Origin of the sequence: Synechococcus sp. C9 (genome assembly GCF_022984075.1) — a bacterium.
GTDB lineage: Bacteria > Cyanobacteriota > Cyanobacteriia > Gloeomargaritales > Gloeomargaritaceae > Gloeomargarita.
Map to the genome: position 1 here is coordinate 2081160 of NZ_JALAAD010000001.1, position 14957 is coordinate 2096116.

Annotated in this window: 16 protein-coding genes; 9 read left to right on the top strand and 7 right to left on the bottom strand. The window is 52.2% G+C overall.

Annotated elements, in window-relative coordinates; translation table 11 throughout:
• Positions 1-14: 14 nt before the first annotated feature.
• Together MLD66_RS10205 and MLD66_RS10210 are read right to left on the bottom strand one after the other, a co-directional pair.
• Positions 15-977: an aldo/keto reductase gene (locus tag MLD66_RS10205; protein WP_247217548.1), complete on the bottom strand. Its 963-nt coding sequence runs from the start codon at positions 975-977 to the stop codon at positions 15-17.
• Entirely contained in the window at positions 974-2170 is a 1197-nt protein-coding gene (locus MLD66_RS10210; RefSeq protein ID WP_247217550.1) for a TRC40/GET3/ArsA family transport-energizing ATPase, read from the bottom strand. Before MLD66_RS10210 ends, MLD66_RS10205 begins: the two co-directional genes overlap by 4 nt.
• Positions 2171-2251: 81 nt before the next feature.
• On the opposite strand from MLD66_RS10210, the gene cysW reads away from it, so the two are divergent.
• The 6 genes from cysW (at position 2252) to MLD66_RS10240 (ending at position 8057) form a co-directional block, all read left to right on the top strand.
• The gene (gene cysW, locus MLD66_RS10215) at positions 2252-3085 is read left to right on the top strand and encodes a sulfate ABC transporter permease subunit CysW (protein WP_247217552.1); all 834 of its coding nucleotides are present in this window, start codon (positions 2252-2254) and stop codon (positions 3083-3085) included.
• A gap of 38 nt (positions 3086-3123) precedes the next feature.
• Positions 3124-4203: an alanine dehydrogenase gene (gene ald / locus MLD66_RS10220; RefSeq protein ID WP_247217555.1), complete on the top strand. Its 1080-nt coding sequence runs from the start codon at positions 3124-3126 to the stop codon at positions 4201-4203.
• A gap of 200 nt (positions 4204-4403) precedes the next feature.
• Positions 4404-5243, top strand: a complete 840-nt coding sequence (locus tag MLD66_RS10225) for a cysteine peptidase family C39 domain-containing protein (RefSeq protein WP_247217556.1) — start codon at positions 4404-4406, stop codon at positions 5241-5243.
• Positions 5244-5320: 77 nt separating this feature from the next.
• Complete coding sequence (locus tag MLD66_RS10230; protein ID WP_247217558.1) at positions 5321-6487, top strand: pyridoxal phosphate-dependent aminotransferase; 1167 nt, start codon at positions 5321-5323, stop codon at positions 6485-6487.
• A gap of 173 nt (positions 6488-6660) precedes the next feature.
• A complete protein-coding gene (locus MLD66_RS10235; protein WP_247217560.1) occupies positions 6661-7206 on the top strand; it encodes a hypothetical protein in 546 nt (181 codons plus the stop codon).
• A complete protein-coding gene (locus MLD66_RS10240; protein ID WP_247217562.1) occupies positions 7203-8057 on the top strand; it encodes a DNA adenine methylase in 855 nt (284 codons plus the stop codon). Before MLD66_RS10235 ends, MLD66_RS10240 begins: the two co-directional genes overlap by 4 nt.
• 286 nt (positions 8058-8343) lie before the next feature.
• Here the strand turns inward: MLD66_RS10240 and rplI are convergent, their stop codons facing one another.
• On the bottom strand, positions 8344-8814 hold the full coding sequence (gene rplI / locus MLD66_RS10245) for a 50S ribosomal protein L9 (RefSeq protein WP_247217564.1): 471 nt from the start codon (positions 8812-8814) through the stop codon (positions 8344-8346).
• A 593-nt stretch (positions 8815-9407) separates the two neighbouring features.
• On the opposite strand from rplI, the gene MLD66_RS10250 reads away from it, so the two are divergent.
• Both MLD66_RS10250 and MLD66_RS10255 read left to right on the top strand, forming a co-directional pair.
• On the top strand, positions 9408-9818 hold the full coding sequence (locus MLD66_RS10250) for a cytochrome c (protein ID WP_247217565.1): 411 nt from the start codon (positions 9408-9410) through the stop codon (positions 9816-9818).
• Between the two features lie 40 nt (positions 9819-9858).
• Positions 9859-10440 carry a cofactor assembly of complex C subunit B gene (locus MLD66_RS10255; protein WP_247217567.1) on the top strand — a complete coding sequence of 194 codons (582 nt, stop codon included), beginning with the start codon at positions 9859-9861 and terminating at the stop codon, positions 10438-10440.
• Here MLD66_RS10255 and egtC read toward each other — a convergent pair.
• The 3 genes from egtC to folK form a co-directional block, all read right to left on the bottom strand.
• Positions 10331-11131, bottom strand: a complete 801-nt coding sequence (gene egtC / locus MLD66_RS10260; protein WP_247217569.1) for an ergothioneine biosynthesis protein EgtC — start codon at positions 11129-11131, stop codon at positions 10331-10333. The two genes, MLD66_RS10255 and egtC, sit on opposite strands and share 110 nt — an antisense overlap.
• 346 nt (positions 11132-11477) lie before the next feature.
• Positions 11478-12788, bottom strand: a complete 1311-nt coding sequence (locus tag MLD66_RS10265) for a DUF58 domain-containing protein (RefSeq protein WP_247217571.1) — start codon at positions 12786-12788, stop codon at positions 11478-11480.
• 12 nt (positions 12789-12800) lie between these two features.
• Entirely contained in the window at positions 12801-13340 is a 540-nt protein-coding gene (folK, locus tag MLD66_RS10270) for a 2-amino-4-hydroxy-6-hydroxymethyldihydropteridine diphosphokinase (RefSeq protein ID WP_247217573.1), read from the bottom strand.
• A 477-nt stretch (positions 13341-13817) separates the two neighbouring features.
• Between folK and MLD66_RS10275 the strand changes: the two genes are divergently transcribed.
• Positions 13818-13916 carry a photosystem II protein T gene (locus MLD66_RS10275; RefSeq protein ID WP_247217576.1) on the top strand — a complete coding sequence of 33 codons (99 nt, stop codon included), beginning with the start codon at positions 13818-13820 and terminating at the stop codon, positions 13914-13916.
• Here MLD66_RS10275 and MLD66_RS10280 read toward each other — a convergent pair whose 3' ends face one another.
• A complete protein-coding gene (locus MLD66_RS10280) occupies positions 13917-14942 on the bottom strand; it encodes a sugar phosphate nucleotidyltransferase (protein WP_247217578.1) in 1026 nt (341 codons plus the stop codon).
• Positions 14943-14957: the final 15 nt, after the last annotated feature.

Consider the following 14957-nt stretch of genomic DNA (forward strand, 5'->3'; position numbering starts at 1 on the left):
CTACGCCACAATGACTAAAACTTCCACAACAGGGCATCGGCAGGAATTAAATCATTGACGGAACGGCTAATTTGATCCATTGCCGCTAAGGTCTCTGCCCTCAGTTGCAAGGTTATCGCGGGTAAATTCGCCAAAACCTGTTCCCGGTTGCGTACCCCAATGATGGCGTGGGTTCGGGGTTGGTGCAGTAGCCATGCAAGCGCAAGAGTTCCCAGGGAAACCTGGTAGGCTACGGCAATCGGACGCAGTTGGGCAAGGGCAGATTGGGCTCGCTGGTACAATTCCCCTTGAAAAAGGATATTTTTGGAGCGCACATCCTCCGGGGGAAATTGCTGGTCAGGGGGAAATTTTCCGGTCAACAATCCCTGCGCAAGGGGGGAATAAGCCAAAATAGAAATCCCTTGAGTAACACAGTAGGGAATTAACTCCCGCTCCGGTATCCGCCAAAAGAGAGAATAGGGCGGTTGCAGGCTACTAATCACCCCATAGTTTTGTGCTTCTTTGAGTTGTGCTAGGTTAAAGTTAGAAACTCCTATGGCTCGAATTTTCCCCTGTTCTTGCAGCTTGACCAAGGCACTCATGGTTTCAGCAATCGGTACGACCGGACTTTTCCAGCTACCACTCGGCCAGTGAATTTGATAGAGATCAATCACATCAATTTGCAACCGTTTGAGGGAGTTTTCACAGGCTAAAAGTACCTGGTCATAGGCTAAATGATTGGCAAAAACTTTAGTCGCAATGACTGCCTGACCCCGATAATTTTTAATTGCTTTGCCTACCAATTCTTCGCTATAGCCATCCCCATAAATTTCCGCTGTATCAATGGTGGTAATCCCCTGCTCTAAAGCGGTTTGAATCGCTGTGATAATATCCTGGTCGTCAATCCCTACCCAACCCCGTTTGCCCGCCTGCCAAGTGCCGAGGATCAGGGGAGTGATTTTAATATCCGTTTGACCGAGGGGTATTTGGGAAATCATGGGGTCGTGACCAATTCAACAAGCGGGAATTCAATTTTTAAGTAATCGTTTTCCATACTGGCTTTTTGGGGTTGCAGACCGGCTAGGGCTTGGGGTAAGACCATATTGCGGCGGTGGTTGCCAATGCGAATGTTCAATTCATCCCCAGTTTTGGTGAGTTGAATTTGCTCTTTGGGAATCCCCGGTAAATATAATTCGAGGCAATATCCCTGGGGCATTTCCGTCACTTTCACCGTCTGTTCCTGGTAATAAATTTGGGTGGGGTCTTCATCGGGGTAAAGGGTGTTTTTTAACCGTTCTAAAGCCGCCAAACCACATAATTCCTCCGGGTACAAAGGCACTTCTTTGACCGGTAGAGGATGGAAACTACTTTGAATTTCCTGGCGGTATTGGTTTTGGCTGGTCTGCCATTTTCGGAAAAAGGGGTCGGTGACATCGGCGGGTAAAATCCGGTTGGTAATCACTAAATCCGTAGCGACATTGTATAAACTTAGGTAGGCGTGCGCCCGCAGGGATTCTTTAATCACCATTTTTTCCGGGTTGGTGACCAAGCGAACTGAGGTGCGGGTATTGTCGGTCAAAACCCGTTCCAACTGTTCAATCTGTTCATAAAATTCATAAGGGGCATCCATCACCTCCCGGTTGGGCAGGGAAAAGCCCATCACCCGTTTGAAAATTGGCTCAAAGACGGGGGTGAGCACCTGAGCCATGCCTTGCAGGGGTTTGTAAAACCGCCGCATATACCAGCCCGCCACTTCGGGAATGCTCAAGAGGCGCAGGGCGGTTCCGGTGGGAGCCGAATCAATAATCAGTACATCATAAGTATTTTCATCGTAATGACGTTTGACCCGCACCAGTCCAAAAATTTCGTCCATCCCCGGCAGGACAGCCAATTCTTCGGCTTGTACCCCGTCTAACCCCCGGGCTTGCAGGACTTCCGTGACGTAGCGTTTGACCGACCCCCAGTTCAATTCCAATTCCCGCAGGGCATCCAATTCCGCACCCCAGAGGTTGGGTTGTACCAGGCGGGGTTCGTGGTCGAGGGGTTGGTCGAAACTATCCGCCAGGGAATGGGCCGGGTCGGTGCTGAGGACTAGGGTGCGGTAGCCCAGTTCCGCACAACGGAGACCCGTCGCTGCTGCTACGGAGGTTTTGCCGACCCCGCCTTTACCCGTCATTAACAAAAGCCGCATGGGTTCACCTTAGCCCCTACTGGGCGCAATTTTGTGATTTGATTAACCTTAAGATAACGTTTTCACCAAAAGGAACGTGCAATGGCGGTGACCCGTCCGGCGGTGCCCCAGGGGTGGATGGCTTGGTTACTGATTGGGGTGGGGGCGATGTACCTGCTTCTGATGGTGGCTTTGCCCTTGGGAAATGTGTTTTACCAGGCGTTCCGGTCGGGTTGGGGGGCGTATGTGGAGGGGTTGACCACACCGGAGGCTCGCCATGCGATTGGATTGACGCTTCTGGTGGTAGGGGTGGCGGTGCCGGTGAATACGGCAATGGGGTTGGTGACGGCTTGGGTGTTGGCTCGTTATTCGCTTCCTGGTAAAGGCTTAATTTTGGCTTTGATTGATGCGCCTTTGGCGATTTCGCCGGTGATTGTAGGGCTGATGTTTATCCTGCTCTACAGCACGACGGTGGGGATGTTTCGGGAATGGGTGACGTGGCTGGGGCTGAAAATTATTTTTGCGCCGCCGGGAATTATCCTGACGACTTTGTTCATTACCTTGCCGTTTGTGGTGCGGGAGGTACTGCCGGTTTTGGAAAGCACCGGGCGGGAGGAGGAGGAAGCGGCGTGTACATTGGGGGCCCAGGGGTGGCAGATTTTCTGGCGGGTGACCTTGCCCCAGATTCGTTGGGCGTTGTTGTACGGGGTGATTTTGACGACGGCTCGGGGGTTGGGGGAATTTGGGGCGGTGGCGGTGGTCTCTGGCAAGGTGATTGGCCAGACCAATACCCTCACCCTGCACATCGAACGGGTCTATATGGAATATCAAACCATAGCGGCGTTTGCCGGGGCTTCCCTGCTGACCCTGATTGCCCTGGGCACGGTGGCGGGGCAAGCCCTGTTGGGGCAGTCAGAGCAGGGGCAAAAGGGATAAACTAAATCCTAAATCCCAACTGTGGGATGGGAGCCAGGATGCGGATCGGGGTACCGAAGGAAATAAAAGACCAGGAATTTCGGGTGGGGCTGAGTCCGGCCAGTGTGGCGGCGTTGGTGGCCCAGGGGCATCCGGTGGTGGTGGAAACCCAGGCGGGGGCTGGGGCGGGGTTTGGGGATGAATTGTATGAACAGGCGGGGGCAACCATTGTAGCGGAGGCCGCGACCGCTTGGGCCCAGGATTTGGTAGTCAAGGTCAAGGAACCCTTGCCCCAGGAATACGGGTTTTTGCGGGAGGATTTACTGCTCTTTACCTATCTCCATCTGGCGGCGCAGCCGGATTTGGTCAAAGCCCTGCTCCATGCGGGAACGACCGCGATTGCCTACGAAATGGTGGAATTGAACGATGGGCGGTTACCGCTGTTGCATCCCATGAGCGTGATTGCGGGGCGGTTGGCGGTGCAGTTTGGGAGCCACTTTTTGCAACGGCAGTCCGGCGGCAGGGGGGTGCTTCTGGGGGGTGTCCCAGGGGTGAAACCGGCGCAGGTGGTCATTTTGGGGGGCGGGGTCGTAGGCACGGAAGCGGCACGGATGGCGGTGGGCTTGGGGGCGCAGGTGACGATTATTGAACTCAACCTGGATCGGTTACACGCGTTGGGGGATTTATTTGGCTTCCGGGTGCAGTTACTCCACAGCAATAGCTCCCACATTGCCGAAATGGTACCCCAGGCGGATTTACTCATCGGGGCGGTACTCCTGCCCGGACGGCGCACCCCCACCCTTGTCCCCGAAGCCCTGGTGAAATCCATGACCCCTGGAAGCGTGATTATTGATGTGGCGGTGGATCAGGGAGGATGCGTAGAAACTTTGCGACCAACGAGCCACACGGAACCGGTTTACACAAAATATGGCATATTGCATTACGGTGTCCCGAATATGCCGGGGGCAGTGCCCTGGACAGCGACGCAAGCGTTGAACCAGAGTATCTGGCCGTACCTGTTGGATTTGGCGGAACGGGGGCGAGCCGCCCTGCAACCTGATACGCCTTTGGGGCGGGGGGTGAATACCCAGGGGGGACGACTGATTCCGGCGGTGTTACAGGAATTGTTTCCTGGGTAGGTGGCGGGCGGGAATTTTGTTATTTACAGGGGCGCTTGTATAGCCATTGCCAATCATTGGTGCGAATAACAAAATTAGATGGCTACATGGTGTAGGGGAGCAGAATCAGGGCGGGGTGGAACCCTGCGATCTTTCTGAATATAAAATCAAGCCTTAAAATTAAGGATAAAATACTCAACTAGGGGGGGAAAGCACACCAAATGTACTTACTGGTAATCGCTGGTCTGGGATTTTTTTTGGGATTATTTTTAGGGCAAAATTTATTGCGCCGGGGCATAACTTGGAATATGGATTTAAGTCCCTATCAAAAACAAATATATCTACTTTTAGCTTGGTTGGCAGGCATGGGAATCATTATGGCTTTAATCGGGCGATTTCATCTGACCCATTGGTTGCCCGTTTGGTTCCTGTTAGTGCTTAGTGAATTGCCAATTTTTGTTTTGTTTTTCGGTTGGGTTGTGGTGGGTATTTTAGTAAAATTATCCCTGGCAAATCAGCGGCAAGGCTTAATATTGGTGGGACTATTAAGTATGGTTTTGAGTTGGCAAATTCATCGGTATTGGCCGATTACCCATTGGGTGCAAACGCCATCCGTAACCCGTCAACAAGTGGTTTTACAAAGCACTTCCTATAGCTGTGCGGCAGCGAGTGTGGCAACGTTGGCACGCCTCTATGGTCAAATGCCGGAAATTGGGGAACGGGAGGTGATTGCCCTCACGGCTACCAGTCGCCAGGGGACAAGTTCATTCCGGGAGTGGTGGGCATTATTTCATTTGGGTTTGCGCCCCGAATATCGCAGTAATTTAACCCTAGCTGACCTACTCCAGGTGAACCGACCCGCTCTGCTCCATGTGCATGAACCAGTGGGGGCAGGGCAAACCATTTTACACGCAGTGGTGTTGCTGGCTATAGAACCTAAACAACAAAAAGTTATTATTGGCAATCCCCTCTATGGTCGGCAGGAAAAATTCTTCACAGAAATGGGAACTTATTGGACAAAAGAAGCGATTTTTATTACCCCCAAATCTGCTGATTTTTGAAAAATTGCTTGCCGGTAGGGTTGCATTGGCCGCTGTAGGATTTATGATAAAAGAGCAGTTCCCATTGAGCCTTCCCGATGCAATTAGCCAGCCGTTTGCAACAGATTCCCCCCTACCTCTTTGCCGAAATTGACCGCAAGCGGGATGAATTGGTGGCACAGGGGGTGGATGTGATCAATATGGGCATCGGCGACCCGGATCAACCCACGCCCGCCCATGTGGTTCAGGCGATGCACACGGCGATTGATGACCCCAGCACCCACAATTATCCGCCCTATCAGGGGACGAAGGAGTACCGGCAGGCGGCGGCGGACTGGATGCAACGGCGGTTTGGGGTGACGGTTGACCCCCAACGGGAGGTGGTGTCCTCGATTGGTTCCAAAGAGGCGATTCACAATACGTTTTTGGCATTTGTGGAAGCGGGGGATTATGTGCTGATCCCCGACCCAGCCTACCCGGTGTACCGAACCTCGACGATTTTTGCGGGGGGGAAATCCTGGACGATGCCTTTATTGAAAGAGCGGGGATTTTTGCCGGATTTGACCGCGATTCCCACCGAGGTGGCGCAGGCAGCGAAATTGCTCTGGTTGAACTACCCCAATAATCCGACGGGGGCGGTGGCCAGTCGCGAGTTTTTCGCAGAAGTGGTGGATTTTTGTCGCCAGTACGACATGCTCCTTTGCCATGACCACGCCTATTCGGAAATGGCCTACGACGGCTACAAACCCCCCAGTGTGCTGGAAGTGCCGGGGGCGAAGGAGGTGGCGATTGAGTTTCACAGCCTGTCCAAGTCCTACAATATGACCGGCTGGCGGGTGGGGTTTGTCTGCGGGTCCGCCTTGGGGATTCAGGGGTTGGGGCAGGTGAAAACCAATGTGGACTCCGGGGTGTTCAAGGCGATTCAACGGGCGGCGATGGCGGCGTTTCAAACCACTGAGGCGGCGTTGCAGGATTTGATGCAGGTGTACCAACGGCGGCGGGATTTGATCGTGCAAGGGTTGCAATCCTTGGGCTGGCCACTTGTTCCCCCCAAAGCCACGCTGTACGTCTGGGCACCGGTTCCTCAGGGCTACACGTCCACTGAATTTGTCACGCTCTTATTAGAAAAATGTGGCATTATTGTCCCACCGGGGGTGGGCTACGGTGCCGCTGGGGAAGGATTTTTCCGCATTGCCCTGACGGTCCCAGAAGCACGGATGGAATTGGCTCTGGAACGGATGCGGCAGGCGGGGATTCGCTTTTGAAAAACCCAGAGGTCAATGACAATTCCCACAATTCCTGTTGGGCTTTTGACTGCCTCTAAAAGTGAGAACCAACTGACTGAAATGCAAAAAAGTCTCTCACTAACAACTTTATTGGCAAAAGCCAATACCAAGGGATTTTTCGTAACCCTGAAAACATCAAACTCTCAATGATTATGCGTCTTTTCACGACGAAGCAAATGGTTAGCATTGATGCTAGAACTATACAAAAGGCAAAAGATTTTGCTGAAAATGTTGTAAAAACCACCAACTACGGTGACAGCCATCAATTTGATCTAAATAAAATTAAAGATGACCACTTCATTAGTAAAATCGGCGAGGAAGCGGTTAGGATTATTTTTGAACAGCTGAATAGAGTGGTCAAGGGGCCCGATTACGCAATATACCAGGAAAAACAAAAATCTTGGGATGAGGATTTGTATATTGATGGTGTCCCTCTGGCCGTAAAAACACAAAAAACAACTGCATCAGCAAGGTATGGTTTATCTTGGACATTTCAGTCTTCATCCTATCGAAAAGACCCAATACTAACAAAGCCGAATGCTTGGGTTTGTTTTGTTGAGTGTAATGATAAAAATAATTTTGAGTGTACCGTTTACCCACCCTACCAAATGAAAGAAATTATTTTGCGAGAGCCAAAACTGGATTATTTGAAAGGAAAGAAAAAAGTTGCTTACGCCCAAGACTTGCCAATCCTATGATCAGAAGCCCCCTCAGATACCCTGGCGGCAAAAGTAAAGCCATACACCAAATTTTGCCTTTAATTCCTGATTTTGAAGAATTTAGAGAGCCTTTTGTGGGTGGTGGTTCGGTATTTCTGGCATTAAAACAACTCTATCCCGATAGAAAATATTGGATAAATGACTTGTATTTTGAATTGTACAAGTTCTGGGAATATGTGCAAAAAGACCTACAAAGTGTTGTCAATCAAGTAAATAATTGGAAGCGTGAGTTTGAAGACGGTAAAGAATTACACAGGTTTTTAAGTGAAAACATGGACAGTTTTGACGATGTACAAAAAGCAAGTGCCTTCTTTGTATTCAATAGAATTACTTTTTCAGGCACAACGGAAGCGGGTGGATTTTCAGAACAAGCCTTTCAAAAACGATTTACGGAAAGTAGTATTCAACGGTTAAGGCTTCTAAAAAATGTAATGAAAGATACAAAAATTACCAACTTAGATTACGAAGATGTTATCAAAGCCGAGGGAAACAATGTACTTATTTTTCTTGACCCACCGTATTTTTCGGCAACCAAGTCAGCACTTTATGGCAGAAATGGGAAATTACACAAAGGTTTTGACCACGAAAAATTTGCACAAGTCATGAAAAATTGTCATCATCAATGGCTGATAACTTACGATAATTGCGATTATATTAAAGATTTATTTGCGTTTGCCCATATTGCCGAGTGGCACTTAATGTATGGTATGCGTAATCAAACAGAAAATTCTGACCAGTTGGGAAAAGAGATTTTTATTGCCAACTTTGAACTTGACCCCAAAAATGTAGCGAAAAAAGGCCAAATATCGCTTGACATTAGGTTTGCGTAACGATGGGCTTAAAACAGTAAGCGATAGCAATCCTAAATGAAAATAGAATAGGAGTCGCAGAGGCACCGTCCCCGTGCTTGGTTCTAAGTAATTCCCATTGGTTAATCAAGTGGGATTGCTATATGGGCACTTCTATAAATTCAAAGTTAGCGGTCGCCGCCCTTAGTTCTGGCTAATATGGGCATTCCCACGATGGGATTGATGATTGGTTCAAATAATATAGAGGTTCCCATATGTCACAGGAATTTCAGAAAATTCATCTAAACCTAACCCCTGCACCCGATCCCTAGGCGGCTCCCTTGGCGGGAATGACTTGGAATTTCACCGTTGCGATCACTTCCGGGTGGAGGCGAACTTGCGCTTCGTAGGTACCCAGTTTGCGAATTTCTGGGATGGTAATCTCCCGGCGGTCCACCACCTGCCCCGTCCCAGTCTGGATCATCTCCGCCACATCTTTTTCGGTGACGCTCCCGAACAAATTGCCGTTCTCCCCAGCGGTCATGGCAATGGTCAACTGCCCGATCACTTCCAGGGCGGTTTTGCGGGCGAGGGCTTCCTCTTTTTCCCGAATTTTCCGCTGGCGTTCCTGTTCCTGCCGCCGCTCGACCTGACGCAAGATACCGGGTGTCGCCGCCACCGCTTTCCCCTGGGGGATTAAGTAGTTGCGGGCATAACCGGGAGCCACTTCCACCAAATCCCCGGTCGTCCCCAATTTGACCACGGGAGCCGTCAAAACCACCTGGACACGCTTTGCCATATTCTCGTCAGCTCGTAAATTTGATGCGGTATATCAATATATCTCAAAAACCGACTAAATACAAGCATACTTGGATAACAGTCCCACCGCATCGGTCAACCAATGTTTCAGAGAAACCAGAGCGGGCAGTGCCTTAAACGCCTTAGTGTTTTAAGGGCACTTCTAAAAATGGGTTGTAGGGGTGTAGCCATTAATAGGGGCATTCCAGCGACATAACCTGCAATGGGTGCAAATAAATAGAGGTATCCTTAATGGCACTTCTAAAAATGGGTCGCAGGGGCACCGCCCCCGTCTTTGGTTCTGGGGAATTTTTGTTGGGTAATAGTTTAAGATTGCTATATAAAATTTTCAAATACAAAATATAAAATTTTTACGCATCATGCGGGTGGGATTGCCGGATGCCGACATTGATAGAGACCCCCGTGGCAATTATTTTTGGCAAGGTTCCTCGCCTGGCCCCCAGTCCTGCCGCTTATTGTTACAATATGTTCTGAATCCTTTAAGGAATCTCTCATTTCATCACAGAGTCCTGGGGATAATTCCTTTGCCAAACCAACCCGTTTAATACCTATCTTTATCTATCAAGGTGCGCTGTGGAAACCGTTCAACCGAAGCCTTTAACCCCGGTGAATAGCTATCCAGCCGATAGCTCCTGGTGGCGCATGATCCTCCGGTGGGCAGGTTTAGCCCTGCTGGTCTATGCCCTCTGGTGGGGGTGGCACCTCCTGCCCCTGCGTGACCCTTATGTTAAGGAAGTATTAAGTATTGTGGGGGATGCCAGCCGGGGACGGGACATTTTTTTACAAAATTGCGCCAGTTGTCATGGGGTACAGGGGACGGGTCATGTGGGGCCATCCCTGCATGGGGTGGTGAAACGCAAGTCCCCCTTGGGAGTGATTCGCCAGGTGACGGGGGGACAAACCCCGCCCATGCCCCAATTTCAACCCAGCCCCCAGGCGATGGCGGACCTACTGCGTTATTTGGAGCAGTTGTCGCCCAGTTGACTCCCGACCCCTTTATCATGGGCAGAGGGAGGTAGTCCGCATGGCATCCATTTCGTCCATTTATCTGACATCCACGGGTTTGTTGACCGCCCTGTTGGTGGTGGGGTTGGTATTTTTTGTGCGAGCGGCGGTGAAAGACCGTACCCAAACCCAAAGCATTCCTCTGCAAGGCTCGGTCGGGACGACCATGAACCAACTGCGCCTGTTTTTGCAACAACGGGGCTACCGCTTGGTGGGGGGCGAACCGGGCATTCCCCAACTGGTGTGGCAGGGACGGGTGGCTCCCAGTTGGCCCTTGGCGGTACTGCTCTCCCTGCTGGTGGGCTTGAGTGGCTTTTGCCTGGGGTTGGTCTTGGCAAGCCTGGTGCCGGATTGGGGGGTCAAACCCCTGGGGTTAGCGTTCCTGGCACCGGTGGCAGGGATATTCTACTGGCGGGGCGCAGGACGGGTGGAACAGGTGATTGTACAAATGCAGGACAATGCCCTACAGATCACCGCCCAACGGGATGAACTTAAACGCTTACTGCCGCTCCTGCGGGGGGATGCCACTCCTGCACCTGGAGATGCTCCGTCACCACCACCACCCCGCCCTCAGGACAACGAACCCACCGCGCATCCGTAAACAGGGGTTCCGAGGCGATCACCACGCCGGGATAATCGGGATGCCCCTGCAGGTAATACAAACTGGGGGCTGACCCCCCGTGCGCCAAACGGGAAGCGATCAGCCGTTGGCCATCGCTCAGGATGAAATTAAACGTCACATCCAGATCGGGCACCAAATCCAGCAAGCTGATAAAAGCGTCATACAATGCCTGCGCCAAGTCCCCCGTCAACTTGTAATGGTGCAGTATCCAGGCAAAGAGATGCTCCGAATCGGTCAACCCTTGGATATTTAAGTAATCTTCATCGGTTAGTTGTTGGCGGAGGGGGCGGTATAGGGTACTGCGAAAATGCTCCACCCGACCGTTGTGGATGGCACTCAAGTGATTTTGGACAAAAGGCTGACAATTGCTGTAATCCACCGCCAGACCAGGGGTCGCACTCCGCACATAGCCCAGGCAACAATCGGCAGTAATGTATTCACACAAACCCGGCAAATTCAGGTCATTCCAGATGGGCAGGATATTTTTGTAGGTAAACGGCTGGGGGCGCAGGCGACGGTCATACCAACCGAGACCAAACCCATCCCCATTCAGCAGTCCAGCGGTCATTTCCCGGGGCGCATAGCTCTGTACCAGCAGGGAATGGGGCGGTTCCAGGATCAGACGTTTCAAGGGCAGGGGTTTGCCCAAATAGGCAACCAAACGACACATGGGCAAGGGACGGCGAACTCAACACCGTAACACTCATCCCTGTCACGATAACGCATGGGGGAGGTCCGTTTTGGGGTGTTGCGGATTAATCACCTATTTTATTGGGCATCTCTATTGATTGGCACCCATTGAAGTTTATCTCGCTGGAATGCCGATACTATAGCAGTCCTACTTATTAGAAACAAAAATTTTCCAGAACCAAGTACGGGGGCGGTGCCCCTGCGACCCCTGTTCTCAACTCATTTAGGATTGCTATATCAAGAACCATACACTGCAGGTGCTTCGTTAACGGGGCTACGCTCCTGTGGGAATTTTAGAAAATTTATATACAGTAATTCTAAATCGCCTACAAACGCCCACGGGCTTTCAATCGCAGATAGGCTTCCACCAAAGGCGTACTGACCTGATGGGCGGGGGCATCCACCACCAAGACCCCTTGCCGTTGGATTTGGGTCAGAACCACCTGACGCTGATGCAATAAATCCAATGCCACTGCCCGCCGGTAAGCATCTGCCGGATGGGTGCTAAAATCCTGTGCGTGTTGGGTCACCAGGGGGTCACGCAGGGTCACGCATAGGGGCAAGTGCCGGGGGGGTAAGCGACCCAAAGCCCCCATCAATTCGCTGGAAGCGGTGGTGTCAATCACCTCGGTTAACATGACCACCAGGGTGCGCCGGGTTTGCTGACGGGTCACCGTTTGCATCATGCCCACGTAATCCGGTTCTTGCAGGACGGGTTGGAGCCGTGCCGACCGTTCCGTGAGATGGTTCAGGTAATGGTTGCCCCGTTGGGCCGGTAGCCACAGGGATACCTGCCGGTCAAAGACCACCAACCCCACCCGGTCGCCCCGATGCAGTACAGCTAAAGCTAGAGCCAGGGCGGCATTCAGCCCCCAGTCAAACCGGGTTAGCCCCTGAATCCGTCCGGTCATCAATCGCCCCCGGTCGAGGAGAATCAGCACGGTTTGTTCCTGTTCCGGCTCCAATACTCGCACCAAAGGCCGTCCCCGCCGGGCCGTCGCCTTCCAATCCACCAAGCGGGGGTCATCCCCACTGCGATATTCCCGCAATTCGGTAAATTCTGTCCCCCCGGGCAATTGCCGTTGGCGCCGCAGGGTGCCACTCCCCTCCAAGGTCAACCGAATGGACAATTCCCGCAGGCTCAGTAAGTCGGGATACACCGCTACCGGACGGGGGGTGCCCACCCGCCAATGGTCCCAAGCCAGTCCCCAGGGGGTCAACTGCCACACGGTCAGCCTTTGCCAAGGAAATTCCCCCCGTTTTTCCGGGCGCAGGGTGTAGCGCAAATCCTCTAACGTTGCCGGGGGTAACTGCGCCGTGACTGGCTCCGGGGTGACCTCCCAGCCCACCGGATACCCATCCCGCAGGCGAATATGCGCCGGATAGTCCCCCGTTTGCGCCACAATGGTGATGGTATTCTGCCGCCCGACGGATAATTTACCCGGATCAATGGGGGTCAAGGCCACCCGGCGGGGGCGATTGCGTCCATAATCCCAAAACATCACAATTAGTATAAACGCATCATAAATGCTGGTAATCATCATGCTTAATTTCCAGCCCAGGGGTACACCCAACCCCCCGGCCAAGGGCAATCCCAACAGCAAAAGCCCATAGGTTAAGCGAGTGGGGATGGGCATGGGGAAACCGGATTAAATTGCTCCCACCATCATAATTCCTGAGCCATCCACCTGTTGCGCCAGGGCTTTGACCGTCACACCCGTCTGGGGGTCGCACCAATCCGGGGCAATTTCCGCCAAAGGCAACAGCACAAAGGCCCGCCGGTGATACTCAGGATGGGGAATGGTCAACTGGGGCGTGTGTATGCGTTCGTTGCCATAAAAAATAATATCCAAATCGAGGGTACGGGGTTGCCATTTACCCTTGCGAATGCGCCCAAAATCAGCTTCTGTAGCCAACAAAATCTGGAGTAAATCCGTGGGTGAATGGGTCATCGCCAGCAACGCACAGCCATTGATAAAATCCGGTTGGGGTGGTCCCAAAGGTGGGGTGCGATACCAGTGGGAATGGGTGAGCAAATGCAATCCATACTTTTCAACCAAATGGGTAAGGGCTTGGGGTAAAATGGTCAGCGAATCCCCTAAATTACTGCCCAGGGCAAGGGCAATTTGTTCGGTTTGACTCATGGATATTTTGGGATATTGTTCCCCAGGAGATACCTGCGTCGTCATCCTCAGTAATCCCAGTTAAAAAATTTTGTTAGAGAATTTAGAATAGCAGAAATACCCGTTCTCAAAGAAACGCCGGTGTATGGTTCTCTAAAAGATATAGCAATCCTAAATGAGAATAGAATAGCGGTCGCAGGGGCACCGCCCCCGCCCCTGGTTCTGGGGAATTTCCATTTGTAAACCATGTCCTATTACGATAGCAGAAATACCCGTTCTCAAAGAAACGCCGGTGTATGGTTCTCTAAAAGATATAGCAATCCTAAATGAAAATGGCATAGGGGTCGCAGGGGCACCGCCCCCGTCCTTGGTTCTGGGAAATCTCTGTTCACTAATCAAGTCGGATTGCTATATACACCATCATTCCCCCAATAGATTATTCCATTGTTATGAAATATACGGACAACCGAGCAGGTGGGGCAGTTCTGATGAGATTGGTTCCCCCTGGGCTTAGAATGAAAGCAAATACTGAGCGAGGGTTCTATGGAAGCACTCACCTATACGGTTTTGTTGGTCGGAGCGTTGGGGGTCATTTTTTTCGCCATCTTTTTCCGGGAACCCCCCCGCATTGACAGAAAATAGTCATAACCTATCCCCCCAGCCCCGTGCCTGGAGTTGCGCCAAGAGTTTTTTGATTTCCTGGGTGCGCTCGGCGGCGGCCACTAGGGTGATTTTGCCATCCCGGACCACGATGACTTGGCTTAACCCCAAGGTCGCCACCAGTTCGTCCGGGTCGGTGCTGTAGATATGCACCCCATCGCTTTCCCAGTCCACCCACTGGGCAGGTAGGGGATTCTGTGCCAACCGCTCCAAACTCCGCCAGTCCCCCAAATCATCCCATGCGAAAGTCACCGGCAGTACCAAGGCCCGCTGGGTATGCTCCATCACCGCATAGTCAAGGCTGATTTTCGGGAGTTGGGCATAGGCCGCCACCCCGGATTGGGCCAGGCTCGTGGTAATGGCTGGGGCGTATTGGTTCAGTTCTTGCCACATCACCCCCGCCGGGAACAGAAACATCCCACTATTCCAGCTATAGCCCCCGCTGGCTAACAACTGCACCGCTTGCGCTAAATCCGGTTTTTCCGTGAACCGCACCACCCGGTATGCCCCGCCGCTGACCGCCTCTCCCTGCTGGATGTAGCCATAACCCGTAGCCGGATGGGTAGGGGTAATCCCCAAAGTAACAATTCCCTGCATCTGCGCCGCCACCGCTACCGCCTGGGCTAAGGTTTGCTGAAATTGTCCTGTATCAGGAATCCAATGATCCGCCGGGAAAATCCCCACAATCACCGACGCTCCGTACTGCTGAAGTAATTTCTGCGTCACCCAGGCCACCGCCACCGCCGTATCCCGGGGCTGGGGTTCCCCCAAGATGCGCTCCGGGGGCAGATGGGGACAATGCTCCTGCACCAAGGGCACCAAATCCATCCGGGTCACCACCCAGACCTCCCCTGCCCAATCCGGCAAACGGGCGACCGTATTTTGTAATAAACTTTTGCCGCTCCCATCCAGGGATAGGAACTGCTTGGGTTTCCCTAAACGGCTCAAGGGCCAGAACCGCTCCCCTTTGCCCCCCGCCAAAATTACCGGTATGAATGTTGCGTCCATCCCGCTCCCCCGATT